This is a genomic window from Streptomyces sp. NPDC007907 (assembly GCF_042959365.1).
Classification (GTDB): domain Bacteria; phylum Actinomycetota; class Actinomycetes; order Streptomycetales; family Streptomycetaceae; genus Streptomyces; species Streptomyces indiaensis.
The window spans coordinates 641,542-666,334 of the sequence record NZ_JBIBKR010000005.1 but is presented as its reverse complement, the minus strand read 5'-3'; the positions used below and the strand labels follow the sequence as shown (position 1 = coordinate 666,334).

Below are 24,793 nucleotides of genomic sequence, written 5' to 3'. Positions count from 1 at the left end.
GGGGCGGATCAGCCGAGGGACGTGACGTCCAGCTCGCCTTCCGCGTACTGCCGGCGCAGCACCTTCTTGTCGAACTTGCCCACGCTCGTCTTCGGGACCGCCTCGATGACCGTCCAGCGCTCCGGGAGCTGCCACTTGGCGATGTGGCCCTCGTCGGCGAGGAAGGCGCGCAGGGTCTCGAACGTGGCGGTGGAGCCCTCCTTGAGGACGACCGTGGCGAGGGGGCGCTCGCCCCACTTGTCGTCGGGGACGGCGACCACGGCCGCCTCGGTGACGTCCGGGTGGGACATCAGCGCGTTCTCCAGCTCCACCGACGAGATCCACTCGCCGCCGGACTTGATGACGTCCTTGGCCCGGTCGGTGAGGGTGAGGAAGCCGTCGGCGGAGATGGTGCCGACGTCGCCGGTCTTGAGCCAGCCGTCCTCGCTGAACTTGTCGGCGGGGCGCAGCGGTTCGGCGTCCGGGCCGTTGTAGTAGGCACCGGCGATCCAGGGGCCGCGCACTTCCAGCTCGCCGGCGGACTCCCCGTCCCAGGGGAGGCGTTCGCCGCCGGGCCCGGACAGGCGGGCCTCGACACCGGCCGGGAAGCGGCCCTGGGTGAGGCGGTAGGCGAACTCCTCCTCCGCGTCGGTCACACCGGCCGGCGGACGGGCGATGGTGCCGAGCGGGGACGTCTCCGTCATGCCCCAGGCGTGGCAGACCCGCATGCCCAGCTTGTCGAAGGCCTCCATCAGCGAGGGCGGACAGGCCGAGCCGCCGATCGTGACCTGGCCGAGGGAGGACACGTCACGGGGGTTCGCCGTCAGCTCGGCGAGCAGGCCCTGCCAGATGGTGGGGACGGCGGCCGCGTGCGTGGGCTTCTCGCTCTCGATCATCACTGCGAGGGGGGCCGGCTGGAGGAAGCGGTCCGGCATCAGCATGTTCACGCCGGTCATGAACGTGGCGTGCGGCAGGCCCCAGGCGTTCACGTGGAACTGGGGGACCACGACCAGCGAGGTGTCCTCGTCGGTCAAGCCCATCGACTGGGCCATGTTGACCTGCATGGAGTGCAGGTAGATGGAGCGGTGGCTGTAGACCACGCCCTTGGGGTCGCCGGTGGTGCCGGAGGTGTAACACATGGCGGCGGCCTGGCGTTCGTCCAGCTCGGGCCAGTCGTACGAGGTCGGCTTGCCGGCGATCAGGTCCTCGTACTCGTGGACGCGGACGGTCGTGCCGTCAAGGAGGGAGCGGTCCCCGGGGCCGGTGACGACCACGTGCTCGACCGGCTTCAGGTGCGGCAGCAGCGGGGCGAGCAGGGGGAGCAGGGAGCCGTTGACGATGATCACGCGGTCGGCGGCGTGGTTGACGATCCAGGCCAGCTGCTCGGGCGGGAGCCGGAGGTTCAGGGTGTGCAGGACCGCACCCATGGACGGGATCGCGAAGTAGGCCTCGACGTGTTCCGCGTTGTTCCAGGCCAGGGTCGCGACGCGCTCGTCGCCGGTGACGCCGAGGTCCTCCCGGAGCGCGTGGGCCAGCTGGGCCGCGCGGGCGCCGATCTCGGCGAAGGAGCGGCGGTGCGGCTCGTCCTCACCGGTCCAGGTGGTCACCTGTGATGTCCCGTGGATCGTCGACCCGTGGGTCAGGATCCTCGAGATCAGCAGCGGTACGTCCTGCATGGTGCTCAGCACGGCGTCCTCCCGGGGCGGCATTGCCTACGCGGTGGTAAGGGTTGCGCTGATTCTGCGCACATACCGCGCGGTATGTCACTAGGACCGGGTGATCGATCAGATCACGCCATGCCGGAGCGGCGGCTCACAAGCGGGCGCGGGACCGCCTCACTGGCGGACAACTCCCAGCTCAGCGTCCTCGCGGAGCTTGCCGATCGCCCGCGAGACGGCCGACTTGACCGTGCCCACAGAAACGCCGAGCACTTCGGCCGTCTGCACCTCGCTGAGGTCCTCGTAGTACCTGAGGACCACCATCGCCCGCTGCCGCGCGGGCAGCCGCATGATCGCCCGCCACATCGCGTCGCGCAGCGCCTGCTGCTCGGCCGGGTCGTCACCGCCGGGCACCGGGTCCGGCTCGGGCAGCTCGTCGCAGGCGAATTCGTCCACCTTGCGCTTGCGCCACTGCGAGGTCCGGGTGTTCACCAGCGCCCGGCGCACATAGCCGTCGAGGGCCCGGTGGTCCTCGATGCGCTCCCAGGCGACGTACGTCTTGGTGAGGGCGGTCTGCAGCAGGTCTTCCGCGTCGCTCGGGTTGCCGGTGAGCGAGCGGGCGGTACGCAGCAGCACGGGCTGGCGGGCCCTGACGTACGACGAGAAGGACGGGTACGGAAGGGTCTGCGCCGCTGGTCCGGCCGCCTTCGAAGCGCTCGTGCAGACGAGTGTGGTCATGGCTCAACGCTATGAGCGGCGACCCCGCGGGCGGATCGGCCGCAGGTGCCGAAGCGGGGTCCCCCTCAGGTTGTACGGGTAGGGCCCACCGCACCTCCTGTAGGTGGAGCGGAGGGCCCGCGGTACTGCGGGTTCACCCCTGAGGGTCGGCGGTCAGCACGAGTCCCGACGTGGGCACACCCGTCCCCGCCGTCACCAGGATCCGCTCCGCTCCCGGCACCGGGTTCACGGCCGTGCCCCTGATCTGCCGCACGGCCTCGGCGATGCCGTTCATGCCGTGCAGGTACGCCTCCCCGAGCTGTCCGCCGTGCGTGTTGAGGGGCAGGCGCTCCTCGGCCACGAAGTCCGCCGCCTCGCCGCGGCCGCAGAAGCCGAACTCCTCCAGCTGCATCAGCACGAACGGCGTGAAGTGGTCGTACAGAATGCCCACGTCGATGTCGGCCGGGGAGAGCCCGGTGGTGCGCCACAGCTGCCGGGCGACCACCCCCGCCTCGGGCAGGCCGGTCAGGTCGTCGCGGTAGAAGCTCGTCATCTGCTCCTGGGCGCGGCCGACGCCCTGGGCGGCCGCGGCGATCACGGCGGGCGGGTGGGGCAGGTCGCGGGCGCGTTCGAGGGAGGTGACGACGAGGGCCTGGCCGCCGTCGGTCTCCTGGCAGCAGTCCAGCAACCGCAGCGGTTCGGCGATCCAGCGCGAGGCGGCGTGGTCGGCCAGGGTGATGGGCCGGCCGTGGAAGTGGGCCGCCGGGTTGGTCGCCGCGTACTTCCGGTCGACGACCGCCACGTGCCCGAAGGCCTCCGTGGTCAGCCCGTGGGTGTGCAGGTAGCGCTGGGCGGCCATCGCCACCCAGGAAGCCGGGGTGAGCAGGCCGAACGGCAGCGACCAGCCGAGGGCCGCGCCCTCCGCCGAGGGCTCCCGGTGCCGCACTCCGGAGCCGAAGCGGCGGCCCGAGCGCTCGTTGAACGCGCGGTAGCAGACGACCACGTCGGCCACACCCGCGGCGATCGCCAGGGCGGCCTGCTGGACGGTGGCGCAGGCCGCGCCGCCGCCGTAGTGGATCCGCGAGAAGAAGGAGAGCTCCCCGATGCCGGCCGCCTGGGCGACGGTGATCTCGGGGCTGGTGTCCATGGTGAAGGTGACCATCCCGTCGACGTCGGACGGGGTCAGCCCGGCGTCCGCGAGGGCCGCCCGCACCGCCTCGACGGCGAGGCGCAGTTCGCTGCGGCCGGAGTCCTTGGAGAACTCGGTGGCCCCCACACCGACGACGGCCGCGCGCCCGCCGAGGCCGTCCCGCCCGCGCCGGCTCATCCCTCGACCCTCACCGTCACGGTGCCGGTGACGTGCTTGCCGAGGCCGTTCGCGCCGACGATCCGCACGGTCACCGTGTCGCCGTCGACCTCCTCGACCGTGCCGGTCAGCACCATCGTGTCGCCGGGGTGGTTGGGCGCGCCGAGCCGGATGGCGACCCGGCACAGCCGCGCCCGGGGGCCGAAGTGGTCGGTGATGTAGCGGCCGACCAGGCCGTTGGTCGTCAGGATGTTCATGAAGATGTCGGGGGAGCCCTTCTGCCGGGCGAGCTCCGGGTCGTGGTGGACGTCCTGGTAGTCGCGGGAGGCGATCGCACCGGCGACGATCAGGGTGCGGGTGATCGGGATCTCCAGGGGCGGGAGCCGGTCGCCGGGCCTCACGGGCCCACCCCCCGGAAGACGGGCAGCACCAGCTCGTCGTCGTAGCGCCGGAACTCCAGCCGCACCGGCATGCCGATGCGCACCTCGTCGCAGGGCACCCCGACCACGTTGCTGACGATCCGCACGCCTTCGGCGAGCTCGATCAGGCCGACCGCGTAGGGCGGTTCGAAGGCCGGGAAGGGCGGATGGTGCATGACGACGTACGAGTACACCCTGCCCTCGCCGCCCGCCGCGACGGTGTCCCAGTCCGGACCGCCGCACGCGGTGCAGCCCGGCAGCCAGGGGAAGCGCGGTGCGGAGCAGGCGGTGCAGCGCTGGATGAGCAGTTCGTGGCGGGCCACGCCCTCCCAGAAGCCGGCGTTGTCGCGGTTGACGACGGGGCGGGGGCGGCGTTCGGCCGGTGTCGGGGGCCGCTGGGCGGGGGCGTACTTGAGGATGCGGAAGCGGTGGGTGCCGGCGAGTGCGCCGCCCGCGCGGACGTCCGTACGGGTCGTGACGAAGTAACCCGCCCCGAGCTTCGTGGTCTTGCGGCCGGACACCGACTCGATCACCGAGTCGAAGGTGATCTCGTCGCCCGGGCGCAGCGGGCGCAGGTACTCCTGTTCGCAGTCGGTGGCGACGACCGCGTGATGGCCCGACGCGTCGAGCAGGGTGAGGAGTTCGTCGTAGGCGGCCGTGCGGTCCGGGCGGTGGGTGAGGCCGGCCATGGTCCACGCCTGGAGCATGGTGGGCGGCGCGACGGCGTCCGGGCCGGTGTACGCGGGGCTTGTGTCGCCCATGGCCTCGCACCAGTGCCTGATCATCGGCTGGTTGACGGGGTCGCGGCCGACCCCGGTGGCGGCGGCCGCCCGGCCCTCGTAGGCCTTCAGGCGTGCCTCGAACTCCTCGTCTGCCTCCGGCTCACCCTTCACGATTTCTGACTGTCCGTCAGATCCAGTGCTCCGTCAAGGCCTCACGGGCGCGCACGCACGTGGAGAACGCCTGCGCGGCGGTACCGGAGTACCGCCGCCCAGACGTGTGTGACCCCGCGAAGCACATCCCCACGCCACCCGGGCCGGTGCCACCGCACCGGCCCGCCCAGCTCACCACCACAGCGGGGTGAAGCTGGTCCAGAGTCGCCTCAGAGGTGTTCGAACCCGGGTGCCGCAAGGGGCGAAGCGGTCCCGCACTTTTTCCGGCCGGGCCCGGCCCCGGCGCGTCGCACCCGCTCCCCCTTTCCTTTTTCGAACGTACGTACGAAACTAGAGGCATGGCCACCACCGACCGGCAGGCCACGACGCTGGCCCTCGCACACGCCCTGTCAGCCGCCGAACGCGGACTGGCCGTCATCCCCCTGTCCCGCTCCAAGCTGCCCGCGCTGCGCTCCCCGCACCGCGACGACCCCACGCCCTCCCCCTGCCACGGGGCGTGCGGCCGCCCCGGGCACGGCGTCTACGACGCCACCAGCGACCCTGACCGCATCCGCGAGCTGTTCGCCGCCGCGCCCTGGGCGACCGGCTACGGCATCGCCTGCGGGCTCCCCCCGCACCATCTGATCGGCCTCGACCTGGACGTGAAGACCGGCACGGACTCCTCGGCCGCCCTGCGTGAGCTGGCGCTGCGGCACCTGTTCACGATCCCGCCGACCGTGGTCGTCGTCACCCCGTCCGGCGGACGGCACCTGTGGCTGAGCGGCCCGCCCGAGGCGGTCGTCCCCAATTCGGCGGGCCGGCTCGCCCCCGGCATCGACATCCGCGGCGCGGGCGGCTACCTGGTCGGCCCCGGCTCCCGCACGGACCGGGGCGTGTACGCCGCCGCCCCCGGCACCGCGCACCTGGCCCCCGCCCCCTGCCCGCGCTCCCTGCTGCGGCTGCTGGTCCCACCGCCCCGCGCCCCGCACCCCCACCACCCCGTGCCACCGGCCGCCGGGGGCCACGGCCAGGGCCTGGTCCAGTTCGTCCTGGCCGCGCACGAGGGCCAGCGCAACACCCGCCTGTTCTGGGCCGCCTGCCGGGCCTACGAGGACGGCATCGGCCCGGCCCTGGTCGATCCCCTGGTCGACGCGGCCCGGGACACCGGCCTGTCCGAGCGGGAGGCCAGGGCGACGATCGCCTCGGCGGCACGGATGACGGGGCACCGGCCGTGAGCAAGGCCGCGCCCATGACCACCACCGAAAGACCTCGATGCAACGCCACGCAAAGGCGCCGGCCCTGGCGCTCGCCCGTCTCGTCCTGGCCTCCGGCCGCCCGGTGGACCTCGCCGACCTGCGGTTCTCCTCGACGTACGGCGACCTGCTGGACGGCTACCCCTGCAAGCCGCTGAACGACCTGCGGATCCGGGGTCTCCTGCACGCCGCCGAGCGGTCCCGCCCGGGCACACCGGTGCACCTCGTCCCGCCGCGGCGGGAGTACCCCGACCAGTACGCGGGCGGTCTCGGGCCGGTCGAGGTGCTGCCCGCCGTGGCCTGCCTCGGCACGTTCCACTCCACGGCCCTGGACCCGGCCCACGACCCGGTCGCCTACCGCTCGCGGCTGACCGTGGTCTGGTTCCAGTCCACGCCCCGCCTCCCCTCGGACTGCGACGCCGAAACCGCGCTGCGCAACCTCGACTGGGCGGCTCTGGCCCGGGACGCTCCCGCTCCCGCGTAGGGTCGTCCGATGAGCGCTGCCCGAACCGAACTGCCGCGCCGGCAGTCCGAGTCGACCTGGCCTTTGTTCGAGTACCACGCCTGCCGGCGGCTTCCGCCCAGGCCGGCCCGGCTGCGGCTGCCGGGACGCGAGCGGACGGGGCGTGACAGGGTGGGGGTATGAGCATCGACGTCCGCCCGGCCACGGCGTTCGAGGACGTCCGTGCCGTGCTCGGGCCGAAGTCGCCCGGGGCGAACGTCTGCTGGTGTCTGAGCCACCGGATCCCCTCCGGGCTCAACAACGAGCTGCGCGGCCCGGCCCGGGGCGAGTACGTCGCCGAGCTGTGCCGCGCCGAACCGCCCCCGGGCGTGCTGGCCTACGACGGTGACGAACCGGTCGGCTGGGCGGCCGTCGCCCCGCGCGCGGACACCTCCTTCGCACGCAACCGCAAGATCCCGCACGTGGACGACCTGCCGGTGTGGTCGCTCTGGTGCGTCCGGGTCCGCCCGGGACATCGCAAGCAGGGCATCTCGCACGCCCTCATCGCCGGCGCGGTCGCCTTCGCCCGGGACCGGGGCGCACCCGTGATCGAGGCCTACCCCCTGGACAACGGTGACGCCAGGGTCGACCTGACGATGGCGTACGCGGGTCTGCGCAAGAACTTCGAACGCGCCGGCTTCACCCACGCCGCGGACACGGCCTCGGTCCTGGCCGGTCATCCCCGCATCCTGATGCGCCTCGACCTGCGCTGAGAGAAGCCGAGAAAAAAGGCCCGACCGCTGGCGACGGGGGATGCACCAGCGGTCGAGCTATGGCCAAGGGTAACAAGCGCTTGCCCACCGCGAGACGACCGGCCGCCAGGAAGCCCCGGTTGTGACTCGTTTCACTCCAACTTCCGTGCTGGTTCGGCCTGTTGGCCGAAACGACCTCATCGGCCGCCGCACGGCGGGTCGTAGGAGAGCCGGGGCAGGTACTCCTGCCAGGTGTCCCGCGTCAGCACGCCCCGCGTCATCGCACAGATGCGGCGGACGGCCGTGTCGACGTCGAGGTCCCACAGCCGGATGGTGTCCGCGCCACTGGAGACCGCCAGCATGGGGCTGTTCGGGCTGAACGCCAGGAAGGTGCCGGTCTTGATGTTGGGACTCATCGACGGACCGAACGCGGTGGCGTGCGCGGGGTCGGAGACGTCCCACAGCCGCACCGTGCTGTCGTTGCCGCCGCTCGCGAGGGTGCGGCCGTCCCGGCTGAACGTCAGCGACACCACCGCCTCCGTGTGCCCCGTGAGCCGCGCCTGCTCGAAGGCCTCGGCCGGGTCCGTGACGTCCCAGAGGCGGACCGAGTTGTCGTCGCCGACGCTGGCCAGCGTGCGGCCGTCGCGGCTGTAGGCGAGCGAGTTGACCGCGCCCAGGTGGCCGCGCAGGGGCGCCCCGGTGAGGGCCGCCCGCCCCGGGTCGGTCACCTTCCACAGCCGGATCGTGCCGTCCGCGCTGCCGCTGGCGAGCGTGCGGCCGTCCGGGCTGAACGCGAGGTGGTTGACGTACCCCTTGTGACCGGTGAGGGGGCTGCCGAGCGGACGCGGACGGGCCGGGTCACGGACGTCCCACAGCCGCACGGTCCGGTCGTCCCAGGCGGTGGCCAGGATCGCGCCGTCCGGGCTGAACGCCAGGGGATCGGCGTAGCGCACGCGCAGGGCGGCGGGAGAGCCGTACCGGACGGGGTGTTCGGGGTCGCCGAGGTTCCACAGCTCCACCACCCGGTGGTCCGTCGCGATCGCGAGGGTGCGGCCGTCCGGGGAGAACTCCAGGGAGCGCACCTCGCCCCTGACCGGGCGAAACGGGGCGCCCATCCGCACCGGCCTGCCCGGCGTCCGTACGTCCCACAGCCGGATCCGCCCGTCCTGCGCCGCCGTCACGAGCAGCCTCCCGTCCGGCCGGAACACGCCGGTCCGGCCGGCCATGTCCGACCTCGGCAGCGCCCACAGACGGACCTTGTTGTCGCCCGCCCCGGTCGCGAGGGTGCGCCCGTCGGGGCTGAAGCCGAGCGCGTACATCTCGCCCTTGCTGCCCGCGAGGGGGCCGCCCACCTGCGACGGGTACCGCGGATCGCTGACCTTCCACAGGCTCGCGGTGCTGTCCGCGCTGGCCGCGGCGAGCATGGTCCCGTCGGGGCTGAAGGCCACCGACCAGACCGGCCCGGTGTGGCCGGTGAGCGGCGTCCCGATCGGGGCCGGGCGGCCCGGACCGCCCATGTCCCACAGACGTACGGTGCCGTCCGCGCTGCCGCCGGCGAGCGTACGGCCGTCGGGGCTGAAGGCCACGGAGTGCACGGTGGTGGTGTGGGCGGCCAGCGGCGTCCCCAGGGGCTCCGGGTGCGCGGGGTCGGACGAGTCCCACAGCCGGATCGTCCCGTCGTCGCCGCCCGCGGCCAGCGTCCGGCCGTCCGGAGCGAACGCCACCGAGCGCACGGCGGCCGTGTGCCCGGTCAGGGGCGCACCCAGGGCCCGCGCGCGGCGCGGAGCGGTCACGTCCCACAGCCGTACGGTGTGGTCGTCGCCGACGGACGCCAGCGTACGTCCGTCCGGGCTGAACGCGATCAGGTAGATCGTGCCGTCATGGCCGGTCAGCGGCTGGCCCAGGGGCTTCGGGTGCCCGGGCTCGGACACGTCCCACAGCCGTACGGTGCCGTCGTCGGAGGCGCTCGCGAGCGTCCGGCCGTCCGGGCTGAACACCGCGCTGCTCACCCAGCTCGTGTGACCGGTGAGGGACTTGCCCAGGGGCTTGGGACGCATGGGGTCGGCGACGTCCCACAGCCGTACGGTCCGGTCGTAGCTGGCGGTGGCCAGGACCCGTCCGTCTGGGCTGAACGTCGTGAGGTAGACAGCGCCCGTGTGGCCGGTGAGGGGCGTGGACAGCGGGGCGTTCACGATGGACAGCAGGCGGCTGTTCGCGCCCTCGTCATCCGGCCGCAGCCCGTGGGCGACCAGGTCGAGCTGCGCCGACAGCGACGGATCGGTGTCCTGGACGCGGTCGGACTGGGCGAGCACCTGCTCGAAGACGGCCTCGTCCCGCTGCTTCCAGGCCACGACGGCCGACCCGACGGCCAGCATCGCCAGCACGACCAGCGTCGCCACCGCGCCCCGGCTGATCCAGGTGATCCGCCTGCGCAGCCGCACCGACGCGTTCAGGAACTCCACCGCGCTGCGGGTCAGGGACGTCTCCCCGGCCGACCGCGCCCAGCCGTGGGCCTGCTCCAGCCGCGAGCCCCGGTACAGCAGTGAGGTGTCGCGGTGGGACTCCTCCCAGGCCCGGCCGTCCTCCTCCAGGCGCTGGCGCAGCAGATTGCCCTGCCGATCCTCGTCGATCCAGTCGCGCAGCCGCGGCCAGGCGTGCAGCAGCGCCTCGTGGGTGATCTCCACGGTCTCCGCGTCGAGTGTCACCAGCCGGGCGCGGACCAGCGCTTCGAGGGACTCCTCGGTCTTGCAGGGGTCGGCCGACTCCTCCGTCAGCTGACGCCGGGTCCCGCGGCGGCGGGTGGCCCGGGTGTCCTCGCCCAGCCGCACCAGGCGGAGCAGGAGCAGCCGGGCGGCGGTGCGCGCGGCGGGGTCGAGGGCGGCCCAGGCCCGTTCGGCGGTGGCCGCGACCGCTCCCTGGATGCCGCCGGCCGCGCGGTAACCGGCCAGGGTGAGCCGGCCCGCCTTCCGGCGCTGCCAGGTGGCGAACAGGGCGTGCGAGAGGAGCGGCAGCACACCGGCGTCGTGCGCCCCGCCCGGGCCGTCGGCGCCGACCTCCCGGACGATCAGCTCCGCCAGCCCCGGCTCAAGTTCCAGGCCGACGGCCCTGGCCGGTCCGTTCACCGCGTCGCGCAGCTCCGGGGTGGTCAGCGGCCCGAGCACCATGTGCCGGTGCTGGAGCGCGTCGGCCAGCTCGGGGTACCGCAGGCACCGGTCGTAGAAGTCGGCGCGGATGCCCAGCACCACGACGGCCGGGGCGGGTTCGCCGGGGCCGGCGGGCGTGCAGGCGGCGTGCAGCACCGCGATGAAGGCACGGCGGTCCGCCTCGTCGGGGCAGAGGGTGAACGTCTCCTCGAACTGATCCACGATGACGACCGGCCGGACCCCTGAGGGAGCTGCGCGCCGCGCCCAGGAGGTGAGGGCGGCGCGGACGGCGTCGGAGGAGGGGAGAGGGTCCCTCGCGGAGGCTGGGCTCGTGTTCCGGGTTGAGGCCGTGTCGGGCCCTGCTGCGGAAGCTGGACCGGGGTCCTCTGTGGAGGCCGGTGTTGCGGCCGTGTCGGGGCCTGCTGTGGAAACTGGGCCGGGGTCCTCTGTGGAGGCCGGTGTTGCGGCCTTGCCGGGGACTGCTGTGGAGGTCACGTCGGGCGCCAGTGCCGAGGCCGGGATGACGGAGGCCAGTTCGGGGATGCACCGGATCAGCTCCGCCAGGGGGTCACTCCCCGGTACGAGCTGCACGACCTCACGCGCCCGGCCTTCCCCGCCACTGCCGTTCCCGTCATTGCCGTCGCCGCCCCTGCGCTCGTCACCGCCCAGCGCGCCGTCCCGCAGGGCGGGCACCAGACCGGCGTTCAGCAAGGAGGACTTCCCCGCCCCCGATGCCCCCACCAGCATGACGAGGCCGCCGGTGCCCGCGGCGGCCCCGAGCTGGGTGACGAGCGCGTCCGTGCTCCGCTCCCGGCCGAAGAACCAACGGGCGTCCTCCAGACGGTAGGAGGCCAGACCCCGGTAGGGGCAGACCCCACCCGGAGTGGACACGGACTCCTCCGCCTGCCGCTCCTCGGCCGCGGATTCCCCGGTGCGCTCACCGACCGGGTCGGCCACCGCGCTCTCCCACAGCCGCTGCCACTGGCCGAGGTCGTACAGGCCGGGGGAGACCGGCGTGGGTCGTGAGCGGCGCGCGTCGGGGATCAGTACGTGCAACACCGCTGCGAGGGCGGCGAACTGGGCGGGGACGTTCCGGGCACGCCGCCAGTCGCTGATGCGCTGGGCGGAAACCCGCACGGGCCGCCCGCGTTCGTCGACCCGCTGAAGCCGCACCACCGCCTCGGACACCCGCTTGAGCGGAGGGTTGCCGGCTTCCTTGTACAGCAGTGCGAGGCGTTCCGCGAAGGCGGTGCGCGACCCCGAGTCGGAACTCAAGGTCTCAGCTCCTCACTTTTCACGCCTGGACGTCCGGACCGGAAAACTCATTCTATATGCCTGACCTGTGAAAACGCCGTCCGCTGGACACCGGAACCCCCCACTTCCATGGCCGGGAATGGCAGGATCCGGTCGCAGCCGCACACCTACCCGGTCGGCTTCCGTCCGAGTCGGACGAAGAGGCTCCACCGTTCGGTACCGGTCCCCACGAGGGGAGGGACCGGTGCCGGACGATGTGGTGATCTTCCCCCGCGCCCCGCTCGTCAATCCCGGCGGGATCCCGCGACCGGACGACCCGGCGAACGGCCGCGCAGCCGACCGGCGAACCTCCCGGACGGCCCCGGACCGGTTCAGCGGGCAACCTGCCGGGAAGTCAACTCCGGACGGCCACGGGTCCGATGCCGTCAGGAAGGACACGAAACGGGATGAGGGTCTTCGTGGACCGCTACCTCTGTCACGGCTCCGCCGAGCACGCCCACCGGGCAGCGTCGGTCTTCGCGTCCACCGACGGCCACAGGGTCGTCCGCCCGCGCCGCGCCGAACATGAGCGGTCGAGCGACGATCCCTCGGTCCCGGAGGCGATGAAGACGTGCCCGAGCCAGGCCATCGGCATCACCGGAGCGCCGAAGTCGGCGCCGCACCGGCCGTGACGAGGCCGGATGCCGGTGCCGAGCCTGCTCGCGGTCTTCGCCCATCCCGATGACGAGTCCCTGTCGGCGGGCGGCGTCCTCGCCCGCCACGCGTCCGCGGGCGCGCGCACGGCGGTCGTGACGGCGACCTGGTCGCCGAACACCGTGCGCGCCGGGGAACTGGCCGAGGGCCTCCGCGTCCTGGGCGCCGACCCGCCACGCCTGCTGGGTTACGCCGACTCCCGCGTCCCGCACTCGGCCCCGGGCCGACCGCGCTGGTGCGACGCGCCGCTGGACGAGGCGGTGGGGGAACTGGTCGCGCAGATCCGCGACTTCCGCCCCGAGATCGTCGTCACCCACGACGCCTACGGCGGTCTGACGGGCCACGAGGACCACGTCCACACCCACCGCGTGACGGCCCTGGCCGTCCACGCCGCCGGCCTGGAACGCCTCTACCCGGAGGCGGGGAAGCCCTGGCAGCCCAACGCCCTGTACCTGTCGACCCACCCGCACAAGGCGGTCCGCACCTGGGGCGCGCACCTGGCCGAGGCCGGAAAGGCACTGCGCACGGTCCCGGACGAACACGTCACCGCCACCGTCGACGTCACCCCCTGGCTGGACCGCAAGATCACGGCGATCCTGGCCCACCGCACAGAGGTCACACGAGGAGCGGCACCAGGCCTGATAGCCGCCCTCCCCACCGCCGAACGCCAACACCTGCTCGGCACGGAGCACTACACCCGCCACGACGTCCCCCCGACGGCGCCCGCCCAGACCGAACTGCTCTCCTGAAGCGACCGCCGGCGCACGACCCGCACGCGGCACGCCCATCCCCACGCCGGGTGCCCGGCCTGACCGTGGGCACGGGCCGAATGCCGGAACCGACCCCGCTCGCTGCGCCGCATCCCTAAGCTATCCAGCCGTGACGTCGTATGAGCGGTGGTCCCTGCTGGCTTCGTTCGGCTCTTTGGGCATCAGCGTGATCGCATTCGTCGCACTGGCATGGCAGCTCCTGCTCCTGTCCCGCAGCACTGCGCGAGACCACGACAGGCGCCGCAAGCAGGCGACCATGGAGTATCTGACCGCCAACATGGACCGGCGGAAGGCTCTGTTCGACGAGGGCATTCCGAACGAGCGGAGTCCCGAGGCCATCGCGGCTCTCATCGACAGATCGTTGTCAGGCGACGACCAAGCGACGAACCTGATCATCGCTTACCTCACGACATTCAACTTCCTCGCCGTGGGCGCCCAGTGTGACGCCTTCGACCGCGAGGTCATCGACGAGTCATGGGGCGGGCTCGTCATCGCTGTTTGGAACAACTACCGCCCTTGGGCGGAAGAGCAACGCCGGCGGCACGGCGAGCCACGCGTGTGGGAGAACCTGGAGTGGCTCGCAGGCCAGATGGCACCACGCCGGCCCGGCCTTCCCGCCGGGACCGGCGGAAGCCTGCCCCCTCAAGGACAACCCGCTCCCTAAAACGGTCCGCCGAGAGGCAGCGGGCTGCTAAGCGCCGGCGGCCTGCCCCGGTGCCGGCGTCTCGTCAACGAAACCGTGCTCGGCGGAACGGGTCGGTCGCTGCGCCAACCACCCTGACACGCGGGGACCGCCGTTGATCGCCGAGCCCTCCACAACCGTACGAACGTGCTGGAACCCTTGGCGTAGGTAGTACTGCTGGAGTCGGTCGTTGGTGGTCCACGCGTCGAGTCGCAGCCACCTGGCACCCGCCCGACGGGCCCGGTCTCCCGCCCAGTCGAGCAGCCGGCCACCGACGTTGCGCCCCGCATGCGAGCGGGCCACGCTGAGCTTGCTGATGAACAGCGACGGTTCCGTCAGCTCCTGCCGGGTCCACAGCCCGTCCTCCACATCGGGAGTCAGCGTCACCGTCGCCACCGTCTCGCCGGCGTCAAGAACCATGAACACCGTCCCCGCCCGGATGGTTTCCAGCAATCTGGCAGCCGGGTAGGGACGCTGCCATTGATCCGTGCCGAGGCCGGACAGCCATCCCGCCGCCTCCTCCCTGAAAGCGAGCAGCTTGGCCAAGTCGGCAGGTTGAGCGGGCAGGATTCTCACAGGGACTCGCTCTCGCTTCGGGCGGACGTGCATCGGACGGGACGTTCCGGCGAGCAGCCGGTCCGGGCCCGGGATCATGAGACCGGCACACGGCACCGATCTCCAGCAGACGGGCCTCGCCGGGCGTGGGCATCCGAGTCTCGTCTCCCCCTGGCGGACATGAGAACGACCCCCGACCAAACACCCAGGTCAGGGGCCGTTCTCACTGCTTACGCTGCGGAGGCGGTGGGATTTGAACCCACGGTGACATCGCTGCCACGACGGTTTTCAAGACGGTTGTCCCGGCCGCTCGCTAACCCAACGGATGTGCCGCTTCACCAGGGGCGGAGCGGGCACAGCGTGCTGGCTCCACGCCCTGCGCGAGAGTTGTGGTCCACACAGGGTCCACTGGCTCTGTTTCCCATCGACGACCTGCAACCTTCTGATCCGTAGGATCGGGCAGTTCCCCTTGAAGAGGATTGGCAGCCTCCTGCTCGATCGCCCGTGTGGGCGATCATGCGCGTCTGTGTGCCGTCGTTGCCGTCAGAGCTGCCGTCAGGTTTGAACAAGCAGGGCTAGGACTCCGCCCTACACCCCACCGCCTCACGCTCTATCGGGAAGCTCCAGCGCCTCCACTTGGGCGCTTGGTCCAGCCAGGATCATCGTTTCGTGTATTCATCGAGAATTCAACGCTACAACAATTGAACCCGGAATTACTCACCTGCTACCCGCCAAATATGATGCTTCCAGTTGACAACCCACCTGCACTACGGCACACACTGGAAGTAGTGGAGGAAGGTGCCAGCTCAAGGCCTTGCCGAACCAGGTGATCCGCATGTCGAAGAATTGCTTCGTGATAATGCCGATACGGAAACCAGGCACACCAGAGCACGAGTATTTTCGCACATTGCGAGACGTAGTAATTGACCCCGTCATTAGGAACCTTGGGTTCACAGTAACACGCGCTGACGATATCGCGAAGGGCGGAGCAATAGTCTCTGGAATTGTGCAACATCTCGCACACGCGGACCTCGTAATCGCGGACCTTACAGACCTGAACCCGAATGTCTTTTACGAACTGGGCGTTAGGCACGCACTTCGCGGTAAAGGGACCGTGATGATGGTGGACACAACAAGGAGTGAAGTCCCCTTCGATCTGAAACCATATCGCATGATTGAATTTGGGCCGGACCTGAAAGGGATAGAGAAGCTGCGAGAGCTACTTGACCGGTTCGCTCGCGCAGTCATCGAGGAATCTGCGGACACAGGAAAAGACAGCCCTGTCCATGATGGCCTACCGTCACTTCCAGAGAATATTTTCGCCCACGCCGAGGGGTCCGTCGAAGGGGAACTGAGGGAAGAGAACGCCCGTCTTCGCCAATCCCTGAGCCGGTACGGTATGGATGCTATGGATGCACACCAGGAAGAGGATGCATCCGCCATAGTATCTGCGGTGCTTTCCAAGGCTCAACGCGGTGAACTCCCAGCCGACCTATTCAATCACGCTCGCGTAGCGGCGCAATCCGAGAACCGTGCAGAATTTTTGAGCATCGTCATGCAACTGGTGAACGACAACCCATTTGTGATTGGTGCAGAAGACTGGTCTGCGCTGGCTAGCGATGCCCATAAGCTAAGCCTCCCTGAGGTATCGATGGCACTACGTGACCGCGCCCTGGAATTGCGCCCAAACAACCAAAAACTCAAGAGCCTGCAACTGGCAGCCATCGCCCACTCCGAAGATCCTCGCCTTCGTAGGCGGGCTCGCGAAGAACTTGCGTCACTCTTGAAAATTTCCTGGGATGGCGAAGAGGTAGTTCTTCCTGAAGAACTCGAAAAGAGCCACCTAAGCACGTTTGGCATGATGCTTGACGCGTATCACCGCGATGGACTTGATGAACGAGCTCTTAAAATTACGACTGCACTTATCGAAAGGTTCCCGGACTGCACAATTGCACTCAGGAATCACGGTCGCGCCCTGTCCCAGGCCGGACGCAAAGATGAGGCTCTGAAATGGTACCGCAAAGCCGTATTGGCTGCTGACGTCGACGACACTTCGCCGACTTGGTTTGCGAACGAGCTCTCATTTAGCGACCGACTCGTCGACTCCATTGAAAACTACCTGCGCGCATCCGAGCTGGATCCGCAAGACGCAGAGCACTTTGCACAGGTCGCTGAACAAATGGCCGAAGCAGTGGCATACAATGAAATCGGAGTTCACGCAAACCAGCGCTCTCTTCCGGAGGGTATTTCCAGGTCCTCTATAATAGAGTTCTTGGCGGCCGCATTTTCCTGCCCATCGCTTACCTCCGAGACCCTTGCATACGCTAGGTCCGCAGCTCTAGTGGGCGAATTGGGTCAAGGAATTCTCGACGACTTGGTAAGAGTGCGACAGGGGGAAAAGATCAAGCGAGATGATAAAGATATCCAACTCCTTGATCGTAAAGAGCGCTTGAACCTAACTCGTCATTACTACGAGTTGGTCCAGAGCGATTTGACCAAAGCTCCCTGAACTCGACTGAGGGCTCTCACCCACCGTGGATTGCCTTGGTCTCTTGAAAAGGACACTGCTGTCAACCCGGCCGGCCTCCGAACAAGGTGACAGTACGCCCAGCTAGCTCAGCTACTGTCGGCAGCGCAGCGCTCACAAGCAGACCGGGAAGGCCAGGCGAGAACCCTTGCCCGGCCTTCCCGGTCTGCCGGGCGCCTTCTCAAGCGCCGCGCACGGCACGGATAGCAGGAGGCTGCCCCGCTTTCTTGAGATTCAGGAGGCAGGTCGCGATGAACCCCTGCAGCTGCTCCAAGCTCGCTACGAGTTCTTCGTCATACAGCTCGCTGACCTCATCAAGGCTCAGCTGCTCGAACGTCTTGGATGCGTTCTTGACTCGACCGTGCAACTTGGCTCGGCGCTCCTGGATCGCGAGCTGCGGATCTTCATCGACTGACTGCATCACATATTGGTGTAGGACGTTATACGCGGCTGCTGCCTCTTCTGGGCCGCTCTGCCCCACATCTTCGGAAGGCGTCAGCTGCCGCTCAACCTCAACCTTGACTTTCTCTGGAATTTCGATGAACTGCCCGGCTGGCGTCTTAACCTTTCCCTCTTCAACGGCCGCGCGCACATACTCGATCTGGTCAGCACGCTTCGTTTCTGCTGCGACGGCTTTTCTCAGAGTGTCCGTGTCTGTGATGTGCCTCGCCATGGCGGCCTGAAGGGCAGCGTCACCTTCGAGTCGGTCCATTAGCGCACTCCTGGCTGCCTCCGCTGTACTGGGATCTGCCAGAATTGCCGCACGCAAAGCCGTTGGGTTCTCCGCGACTTCAAGCGCCTTTGTCGGCCGAATACCCTCGGCTTCAGCGGCAGCAGTGATCAACGCACCCCGTTCACTTTCCGCACTGGAACGGGTTGTGTAGTACTCACCCCAAGTTTCGGCATCCGGAAGTTCGACGTCAACGCCCGGTTGAAGCTGTTCGAACTGAGGAACCAGCCCATCGTCAGCTGCCCGAGCCCATGCCCGGTAGAAGCGCATTACGCGGTTTGATGACGAACCCGCCCTTCGGCCGAATTCGCTGGCAGACACCTTCGCGGCCTCGTCACGCCTGCCACGAGGGGACGGAACGGACTTTTCCCCTTGGTTCGATCCTGGCTGTACACAACGGGCGACCTTCAAAGCGAAGAGCCACCCTCCCGACTTCGCGTAGGCTCCGAAATCTTGAGCGTCTTGCGTGACCGGGTCATCGCCAAGAGTTGGCCCGAGAAGCTTGGAGACCTGGGCCCGCATTCGATCCATTTGCTCCCGGACGTGGCCCACCCCTTCATGCGGGTGCTTGATCTGCAGCAAGAGCCGCACGTCCTCCACCTTGGCCCCGAGGCCGAAAGGTGGCTTAGCCTCGATGAAAGCGGCGAAGTCCTCGAAGGGTTCCTCGCTGTTGACACCGGATGGGACCTTTCGCCAGGTCTCATCCTCGACTACGACGGCAAGCAACTCCAGGAAGCCGGAAGGTGTCCCGCCATTCCGCTCAAGAGCCTCCCGCAAGGTGTAGACACGATGTTGTTCATCCGTCAGATAGCTGTTTGACTCAACGCGCACTGTCATGGGTGGCTCCTATTTGAGGGCGCTCAGCACGGCCCGCAGCCTTCGGTTGGCCTTCTCCAACGTGTTGGCCTGCTGCGCGTTGTAGCCGGCGGCATCGTTGACGCGCTTGGTTGCCTGCATCATCGCCTCCTGGTATCCGGGCGATTCGGGCGTAACGCCCCGCTGGTACAAGTGCTGTTTGATCGCTTCCGCGGTCTGGGCCTTGATCGCGGCGATCTGCTCCCTATCAGTTTTAGGCGGTTCATAGGTAGGCGGAGCGTCCGGTTCCGTCCGCTGCTCGGGGACACTCGGCGCCGCCTTCAGCATGATGCCTGCAAGCTCGACTACATCCTTGAGCTTGAGCGGCGTTTCGGCGGAGTCGACAGCCGCCTTGATGTACTCCACCAGCTGAAGCTCGTCCGCGTCCATGTCGCTCTCGTTGCCCGCAGCCCTTGTGGTGGTGGCTACGGCCGCCTCGACGAAGGACAGGCTCTCCTGTACGGGCTCGGCGCCCTCCTCCTTCTCAGGGCCCTCGCGCTCCTCCAAGAGCTTGAGACCCTGCTCGTTTTCGTCCCGCAACAGTGAGAGGAAGCCCTGCATCTTAGGATCGTCGGGCGCGACGATCACGCAGGACTGCTCGCGCGGCGGCATCTTGTCCCATACTCGCAGGCCACGTCCGACCAACTGCATCAGATGCCCACCGTCGCGGTAGTGGGTAAGGACGCCTACCACAGTAATTTCTGGACAGTCGTAACCAATGAAGGCCATCCGGACTGTGACGAGGATGTCCATCGGCTTGTGCTTGAAGTTCGCCAGTTCCTGCGGAGCACCAGCATCCGAGGAGATGGCGAGACCCACCCGGAGGTCGGGGTATCGCTCGCTCAGATACCGCTGTACCTTCTTGGCCTCGTTCTGCCCCATACAAGAGATCAAGCCCCGGTATGCCCGGTTGAACTTCTGCTTGTCTTTCACCGCTCTGACGACACGATCGACCAGCGGCTGCCACGTCTTCTCATCCCTCAGCACCGGAACAAGCTCACTGCCGTCATCAGAGAGGTTGTACTCAAGGATGTTGTCCCCATTCGGAGCAGAGGGGTCACCCAGAGTACGGCGCGTAACGCGCGCCTCGGTCAGATGCATCTCGAAGCGCCGCAGGTAGCCCTCGGCGATGCCGTCGGCGTACGTCGCTTCGGCATCGCGGACGAGCGTCATCTTGCGTGGGTCCGACGGATTGGGCTCGTAGTCGGCGAGAATCAACGGCTGATTGTCGGCCCGGTACGGAGTACCCGTCAGCAGGAGGGTATGGCGAGCGAAGGAGTGAACGCGCTCAACAAGGCCGCCGGCCTTGGTACCGCCTCCATCTTCCTTGTCTCCGGCAGCTCCACAGAACTGGGCTTCATCGGCGATCAGGAGGAAGCGCCCCTCATGCTTTCGCGCCCACTCCACAAACAACCGCTCGCTGCTGACCAGTGCACTGTAGGTGGCCACGAAGCCGCTCCCAGGTTCGTTGGGGTGCGTCAGCGGCGGGTCGCTGATCTTGTGCCGGATCATGCCCAGCCTTTTCGTGCTGTCGAAGAGCAAGCACAGGCCACCGAGGGCACCGCTGTGAGTTCTGTGCATCCAACTGATCTCACACTGCTGGGCCAGAGCAACGCGGGGCACGAAGACGGCGACGTAGTCGATCAACCCTTCGCGGATCAAGCGCGTCGCCAGCGACTGGTAGGCGAGGGTCTTACCCGACCCAGGGGATGCGAGAACGATGGTGCGGTCCTTCTCGGCCCTGATCCGTTCGAGGACGACCGTGCTCACTTCCCGCTGGAAGGGGCGGGGCACGAAGTTGTCCGTGTACTGCATCTGCTGTCCCTTTCGCAGGTTGCAGCCCTCGCACAGGGCCTGTCCGTTGTCGACGGTGGTCGGGCCGCCCTCGGCCCAAGGAATGCGGTGATCTGCGTGCCAGCTCTCGCCCAGCGGTATGTCGCAGCGCTGACAAAGGCCCTCGGCTTGCTCGTAGATCAACTGACGTTGCCGCGAGGTGAAGAACCTTTGCGTAGCAAAACCGGACACAGACCGCCCCCTAGTCGTCTGCGGACATAACGATCCCGTGGGGTAGCACAGTAGCCGCCAGCACTGACAACGGGTCCTGAAATGGCGCCACTTCGACTTCACTGTGGGATGACAAGTCCCGAACCCGAGATCTGCACCGGGCTTGGACGCACTAGCGCGTCGACACCGCGGGGCCCCGTCAAACCGCTCAGCGACGTCACAGGCTTCACATTGTCGTCATAATGACGTTAACGCTCAGAGTGTGGCGTGCTCTGAGATGCTGGAGTCCGATCGAGAGGGGCCGCAGGTATGGAGTGGAAGACCCACGGTGAGCGACAGGTCTACACCAACCCTTGGGTGAATCTGTGTCTGGTCGACGTCCAACAGCCTGACGGGCGTAGGTGGGAGTACCACGTCGTCCGCCTCCGGCACCTGGCCGTTGCTGCCGTAGTGAATGACCGCCAAGAGGTCCTGATGATGTGGCGGCACCGCTTCATCACGGACTCCTGGGCCTGGGAACTGCCCATGGGCCTGGTCGAGGACGGCGAGACTCCGGAAGAAGCTGCTGCCCGCGAAGTCCTGGAAGAGACGGGCTGGCGCCCCGGCCCGATCAAGCCTCTGATCTATGCCGAGCCGGCGAACGGGATCACCGACTCGCAGCACCACGTCTTCCGCATTGACGGCGCCACGTACTCCGGTCCTCCCACGGAGAAGAACGAGTCCGACCGCATCGAATGGATTCCCCTCTCAGAGGTGCGCGGGATGATAGACCGCCGCGAGGTCGTGAGCAGCGGATCGCTCGTCGGTCTGCTCTACCTGCTCATGGATGAAGCGATCCGCTGACTGGCGGGAGGAGCTCCCGTAGCCGTGCCTCGAAGGCAAGGGCTACGGGCTCCTGCCTGTGTGGGGCCAACTGGTCGTAGAACTCCCTGAGATGCCCAGAAACTCGCTCTGAAGCCACCGCCGACGCGGGTTCAAGGGCTTGCGTGGCGGTGTGGCACGCCTGGTCAAGCTTGCCCTGCTCCAGCTGCGTACGAGCCAGCCAGAACGAGTGGAACGCGCGACCTCGCTGGTTGGCGTGATGCTCTCGCCGCAGGGCATCGGCGATCAACGGTTCGGCGGTTGCCGCTTCGCCCAGACGGCCGTGAGCGATGCCCGTATCCACGATGAGCTTCGGCTCGTCGAAGTAGGTCACCCATGAGGGGTCCGGATCGCTCGCCCCGATCTGCTCGAATTGGCTGTGCGCTTCCCCGATCGCCCGGTGCGTGTCATCACGATTGCCGAGAGTGGCGTGGGCGAATGCCTCCCGCATGGCCAGCATCGACATAACGCGCGGTGTGCTGCCAAGTGCTGACCGAGCCTGATCCTGGGCTGCGGTCACGAGTGCCAACGAGTCCGCGGGCTTGTCCTGGTAGGTCGCCTGCAAGCTCATGCAGGCGAGGACGTTGGCCATGAACTGCCGGTCGTCGATCTCCTTCGCCAGTTGCAGGGCCTCGGTGAAGTACGCGCGGGCCTGGTTGTACTGGCGGGCGTCGAAGTACGTCCAGCCTGTCAGGCGGGCCAGCTCGGCCGCGATGCCGTACAGGCCGTTCTGGATCGACGGCGGTCGGCTCTCCTTCAAGAGGCCGACGACATAACGGAGCTGGCCAACGATGGCGGGCCGCAGTGCTTCGCCACCGTGCTGGTCGTCCCGTCGCCAGTAGTCCTCGATCGAAGAGCGGAAGGCCTCAAGCGTGGCCTTGTTCATACTGGTTCGCGTGGCCAGCGCCAAGATGCTGTCCACATCGGGACCTGGCAGAGACGCGGGGGCCTGCTGCTCCGGCTCCGACATCTGGGGCGCCTCGCGCTCGTCGACCACGAGGGCCTGGGGCGTCTCCCACGCTCGGCGGGCAAGCCCGAGCATGTCCCCTGGGATTCGCAAACCGTCTGAGATTCGCTCGATGACATCCATGTGCTGCAAGTGGCGGCGGCCTGCGATGACTTCGCCCACGCGGCTCGGCGTCAGGTCGCAACGCCGGGCGATCATCGACGGGTAGATGCCCGCCCTGACTTTGACCAGCCGGAAGACTCTGGCGAAGTCCCGGGCCCGACACGCATCGATCATCTCGGGATCGGTGAGCAGCCTGGCCGGCAGTTCCTGCGGCCTGTCCGGGTCGGGCATCGGCAAGCTCCCACACTGCGAGGGCTACGCAACGTCGCTGGTTCTCTACTTCCCGCGATGTTACCCAAGTTGGGTAATCAGCCTGACCTTTTAGCGGCGGCCCTCCGATCGCGATGCTCGTGTGCATGGCGAGCAACCAGCAGACCAGACCAGGCATCGGTGAACTGGCGAAGGACACCGCCAAGGGACGTATCGGCATCGTCATGGGTGAGCTCGGCGGCCGAGTGCAGATACGGCCCATCGGCGGCGGCCGGGAGTGGGACGCCATGCCGGACATGGTGGTGCAGCCGAGTGCTCGGGAGGAATTGAGCGCACGCCTGGCCATCAGGAACGGCAACAGCAGGGACGGGCTGTGATGCGCGCCATCGGCCGATACGCGGGAGTCCTCTTCATCATCATGATCAGCGGGTCATGCGGCCTGGTGATCGGCATGGCTCTCGCTGTCGGCCAGTAGACCGGCTGCCCCGGACGGGTGCTCATTCCCCGGTTCCCCCACCCCCGTTCGGGGCGTCCTCCCAACTCCGTAAGTGCCACGCTCCACTACCCATAAGGGAGTACTCGCATGACGGCAACGGCGAACGACCAGAGGTCCGGCCGCGCGGTGGCCGGCGAGGAGCTGTTCCAGAGCCTCGCCCACTTCGTGGTCGTCCACAACGGGCAGTCACCCGAGCGTGCCGAGCGGATCGCGGACCAGGCGGTCGCCTTCGTGGTCACCGCAGCCACCGCGATCGTCCCCATGGTCCCGTCGGACGACGTGGACCTGGGCCTGCACGCGCTCATCCTGCACACGAAGGAGTACGCCGAGCTGTGCGAGCGGTACGCGGGCCACTTCCTGCACCACAACCCCAAGCCCGGCGGTGGTGCCCGTGACCCGAAGCAGGTCGCCGCTTCGGCACGCGTCATGAAAACTGCGGGCTTCATGGTCTTCGATGACCTGTGGACCGTGGACGGCACGAACCTTGCCCAGTGCGACTCCGACTGCGGCCGCCCGTACGGCCAGGCGTAGCACCAGACAGCAGCGGCGCGGCCGGCCTCGACTCGTGGTCGGCCGCGTTCGCCCGGAAGGAGAACAGACGTTGTCCGGCTCACCCTCTGAACTGCCGATCGTGGTGCTCGACGCCCTCATGCCCACGTCTCAGCGCCTGGTCCTGAACCGCCGGGGCTCCATGGTCTGGGAGGTGCAGAGCCATCGAGGTCACTACGCCGTCAAGGTCGGCTATCCGATCGAGGCTACGGCCGACTGGCCCGCCCAGCCCTGGACCGCCCTCGCGCCCGCACGCGAGGGTGCCGTACTGCATCGCCTCAGCTTCGACGACTTCGCGTACGGAGAATGGGAGCGCGGGACGTGGAACTTCCAGCCGTGGCATGAAGGGCCGGACCTGTACCGACTCTGGGAGCCCTGCCGTGGCAAAGGCTCGTCCGTTGCACCGCACGCCAGCGTGGCGCTGGGTTGTGTTGAGGCCCTGGCCGAACTGCACGCCAAGGGCTGGGCCCACGGCGACGTGCAGCCCGCCCACTTCATCGTCGGGCCGGAACGGACGCATCTGATCGACCTGGCTCTATCCCGAGGCGGACACGTCCCCGATGGGTACGACTTCCCGTTCCGCGGCTGCCTCGTCCACTACGAAGCACCGGAGATCGCGCGCAGCGTGCTCGCCACAGGTGAAGCCGAACCCACGCCGGAAGCCGACATCTATGCCCTCGGCGCCTCCCTGCTCATCTCCGCCACCGGCTGGCGGGCTGTCGAGTATCCGGACGACGCTCCGCGCCCCGTCCAGAGAGAGGCCGTGGCCAACGGCAGACGCCGCCCCGTCAAGGCGCCCGGTGAGCTGGGCGAGTTGGTCGAGGCCATGCTCAGCCATGCTCCCGGAGACCGGCCGACCATCTACGAGGTGGGTAAGACCCTGAGCCGCCTCTAGAGCCTGGTTCGCCCGGCGGCGCTCGCATAACCAAGACCAACAACAAGAGACCGGACCACCCCTCAGCCTGGACAGCATTCCGGGTGGTCCGGTCGCGGAAGC

General features: G+C 68.4%; 21 protein-coding genes. 11 read left to right on the top strand and 10 right to left on the bottom strand.

What is annotated here, in order from left to right; genetic code table 11:
• Positions 1-8: 8 nt before the first annotated feature.
• The 5 genes from ACFZDI_RS23810 to ACFZDI_RS23790 all read right to left on the bottom strand — a co-directional run bounded on the left by ACFZDI_RS23810 (position 9) and on the right by ACFZDI_RS23790 (position 4,972).
• Entirely contained in the window at positions 9-1,688 is a 1,680-nt protein-coding gene (locus tag ACFZDI_RS23810) for a long-chain fatty acid--CoA ligase (protein ID WP_234850653.1), read from the bottom strand.
• Positions 1,689-1,814: 126 nt separating this feature from the next.
• Positions 1,815-2,375, bottom strand: a complete 561-nt coding sequence (locus ACFZDI_RS23805; protein WP_391253063.1) for a SigE family RNA polymerase sigma factor — start codon at positions 2,373-2,375, stop codon at positions 1,815-1,817.
• A 133-nt stretch (positions 2,376-2,508) separates the two neighbouring features.
• Positions 2,509-3,681 (bottom strand): lipid-transfer protein, encoded by a 1,173-nt coding sequence (locus ACFZDI_RS23800; RefSeq protein ID WP_391253062.1) that lies wholly within the window; start codon positions 3,679-3,681, stop codon positions 2,509-2,511.
• Positions 3,678-4,061 (bottom strand): MaoC/PaaZ C-terminal domain-containing protein, encoded by a 384-nt coding sequence (locus ACFZDI_RS23795; protein WP_391253060.1) that lies wholly within the window; start codon positions 4,059-4,061, stop codon positions 3,678-3,680. The genes ACFZDI_RS23800 and ACFZDI_RS23795 overlap by 4 nt, the downstream gene beginning before the upstream one ends.
• Positions 4,058-4,972 carry an OB-fold domain-containing protein gene (locus ACFZDI_RS23790; RefSeq protein WP_391253058.1) on the bottom strand — a complete coding sequence of 305 codons (915 nt, stop codon included), beginning with the start codon at positions 4,970-4,972 and terminating at the stop codon, positions 4,058-4,060. The genes ACFZDI_RS23795 and ACFZDI_RS23790 overlap by 4 nt, the downstream gene beginning before the upstream one ends.
• A gap of 338 nt (positions 4,973-5,310) precedes the next feature.
• Between ACFZDI_RS23790 and ACFZDI_RS23785 the strand changes: the two genes are divergently transcribed.
• The 3 genes from ACFZDI_RS23785 to ACFZDI_RS23775 all read left to right on the top strand — a co-directional run bounded on the left by ACFZDI_RS23785 (position 5,311) and on the right by ACFZDI_RS23775 (position 7,419).
• Positions 5,311-6,186, top strand: coding sequence for a bifunctional DNA primase/polymerase (locus ACFZDI_RS23785; RefSeq protein WP_391253057.1), 876 nt, complete (start codon positions 5,311-5,313; stop codon positions 6,184-6,186).
• A 37-nt stretch (positions 6,187-6,223) separates the two neighbouring features.
• A complete protein-coding gene (locus ACFZDI_RS23780) occupies positions 6,224-6,688 on the top strand; it encodes a hypothetical protein (RefSeq protein WP_391253055.1) in 465 nt (154 codons plus the stop codon).
• 158 nt (positions 6,689-6,846) lie between these two features.
• On the top strand, positions 6,847-7,419 hold the full coding sequence (locus tag ACFZDI_RS23775; protein WP_361114393.1) for a GNAT family N-acetyltransferase: 573 nt from the start codon (positions 6,847-6,849) through the stop codon (positions 7,417-7,419).
• A 176-nt stretch (positions 7,420-7,595) separates the two neighbouring features.
• Here the strand turns inward: ACFZDI_RS23775 and ACFZDI_RS23770 are convergent, their stop codons facing one another.
• A complete protein-coding gene (locus tag ACFZDI_RS23770) occupies positions 7,596-11,816 on the bottom strand; it encodes a hypothetical protein (RefSeq protein WP_391253053.1) in 4,221 nt (1,406 codons plus the stop codon).
• Between the two features lie 425 nt (positions 11,817-12,241).
• Between ACFZDI_RS23770 and ACFZDI_RS23765 the strand changes: the two genes are divergently transcribed.
• From ACFZDI_RS23765 to ACFZDI_RS23755, 3 genes are all read left to right on the top strand, one after another.
• On the top strand, positions 12,242-12,466 hold the full coding sequence (locus ACFZDI_RS23765) for a ferredoxin (RefSeq protein WP_391253051.1): 225 nt from the start codon (positions 12,242-12,244) through the stop codon (positions 12,464-12,466).
• A 9-nt stretch (positions 12,467-12,475) separates the two neighbouring features.
• A complete protein-coding gene (locus tag ACFZDI_RS23760) occupies positions 12,476-13,237 on the top strand; it encodes a PIG-L family deacetylase (RefSeq protein ID WP_391253049.1) in 762 nt (253 codons plus the stop codon).
• A gap of 130 nt (positions 13,238-13,367) precedes the next feature.
• On the top strand, positions 13,368-13,922 hold the full coding sequence (locus ACFZDI_RS23755) for a DUF4760 domain-containing protein (RefSeq protein WP_391253047.1): 555 nt from the start codon (positions 13,368-13,370) through the stop codon (positions 13,920-13,922).
• Positions 13,923-13,949: 27 nt separating this feature from the next.
• Here ACFZDI_RS23755 and ACFZDI_RS23750 read toward each other — a convergent pair whose 3' ends face one another.
• The gene (locus tag ACFZDI_RS23750) at positions 13,950-14,516 is read right to left on the bottom strand and encodes a GNAT family N-acetyltransferase (protein WP_391253046.1); all 567 of its coding nucleotides are present in this window, start codon (positions 14,514-14,516) and stop codon (positions 13,950-13,952) included.
• An 814-nt stretch (positions 14,517-15,330) separates the two neighbouring features.
• On the opposite strand from ACFZDI_RS23750, the gene ACFZDI_RS23745 reads away from it, so the two are divergent.
• Complete coding sequence (locus ACFZDI_RS23745; RefSeq protein ID WP_391253044.1) at positions 15,331-17,004, top strand: hypothetical protein; 1,674 nt, start codon at positions 15,331-15,333, stop codon at positions 17,002-17,004.
• 199 nt (positions 17,005-17,203) lie between these two features.
• Here ACFZDI_RS23745 and ACFZDI_RS23740 read toward each other — a convergent pair whose 3' ends face one another.
• Together ACFZDI_RS23740 and ACFZDI_RS23735 are read right to left on the bottom strand one after the other, a co-directional pair.
• Positions 17,204-18,589: a hypothetical protein gene (locus tag ACFZDI_RS23740; protein WP_391253043.1), complete on the bottom strand. Its 1,386-nt coding sequence runs from the start codon at positions 18,587-18,589 to the stop codon at positions 17,204-17,206.
• Between the two features lie 9 nt (positions 18,590-18,598).
• Entirely contained in the window at positions 18,599-20,632 is a 2,034-nt protein-coding gene (locus ACFZDI_RS23735; protein ID WP_391253041.1) for an HNH endonuclease, read from the bottom strand.
• Between the two features lie 288 nt (positions 20,633-20,920).
• Here ACFZDI_RS23735 and ACFZDI_RS23730 point away from each other — a divergent pair, with 288 nt between their 5' ends.
• On the top strand, positions 20,921-21,454 hold the full coding sequence (locus ACFZDI_RS23730; RefSeq protein WP_391253039.1) for an NUDIX domain-containing protein: 534 nt from the start codon (positions 20,921-20,923) through the stop codon (positions 21,452-21,454).
• Here ACFZDI_RS23730 and ACFZDI_RS23725 read toward each other — a convergent pair.
• Complete coding sequence (locus ACFZDI_RS23725) at positions 21,432-22,772, bottom strand: hypothetical protein (RefSeq protein ID WP_391253037.1); 1,341 nt, start codon at positions 22,770-22,772, stop codon at positions 21,432-21,434. The two genes, ACFZDI_RS23730 and ACFZDI_RS23725, sit on opposite strands and share 23 nt — an antisense overlap.
• Positions 22,773-22,885: 113 nt before the next feature.
• Here ACFZDI_RS23725 and ACFZDI_RS23720 point away from each other — a divergent pair, with 113 nt between their 5' ends.
• The 3 genes from ACFZDI_RS23720 to ACFZDI_RS23710 all read left to right on the top strand — a co-directional run bounded on the left by ACFZDI_RS23720 (position 22,886) and on the right by ACFZDI_RS23710 (position 24,691).
• On the top strand, positions 22,886-23,128 hold the full coding sequence (locus ACFZDI_RS23720; protein ID WP_391253035.1) for a hypothetical protein: 243 nt from the start codon (positions 22,886-22,888) through the stop codon (positions 23,126-23,128).
• Positions 23,129-23,334: 206 nt separating this feature from the next.
• Positions 23,335-23,778, top strand: coding sequence for a glycine-rich domain-containing protein (locus tag ACFZDI_RS23715; RefSeq protein ID WP_391253034.1), 444 nt, complete (start codon positions 23,335-23,337; stop codon positions 23,776-23,778).
• 70 nt (positions 23,779-23,848) lie between these two features.
• On the top strand, positions 23,849-24,691 hold the full coding sequence (locus ACFZDI_RS23710; RefSeq protein ID WP_391253032.1) for a protein kinase: 843 nt from the start codon (positions 23,849-23,851) through the stop codon (positions 24,689-24,691).
• Positions 24,692-24,793 lie beyond the last annotated feature (102 nt).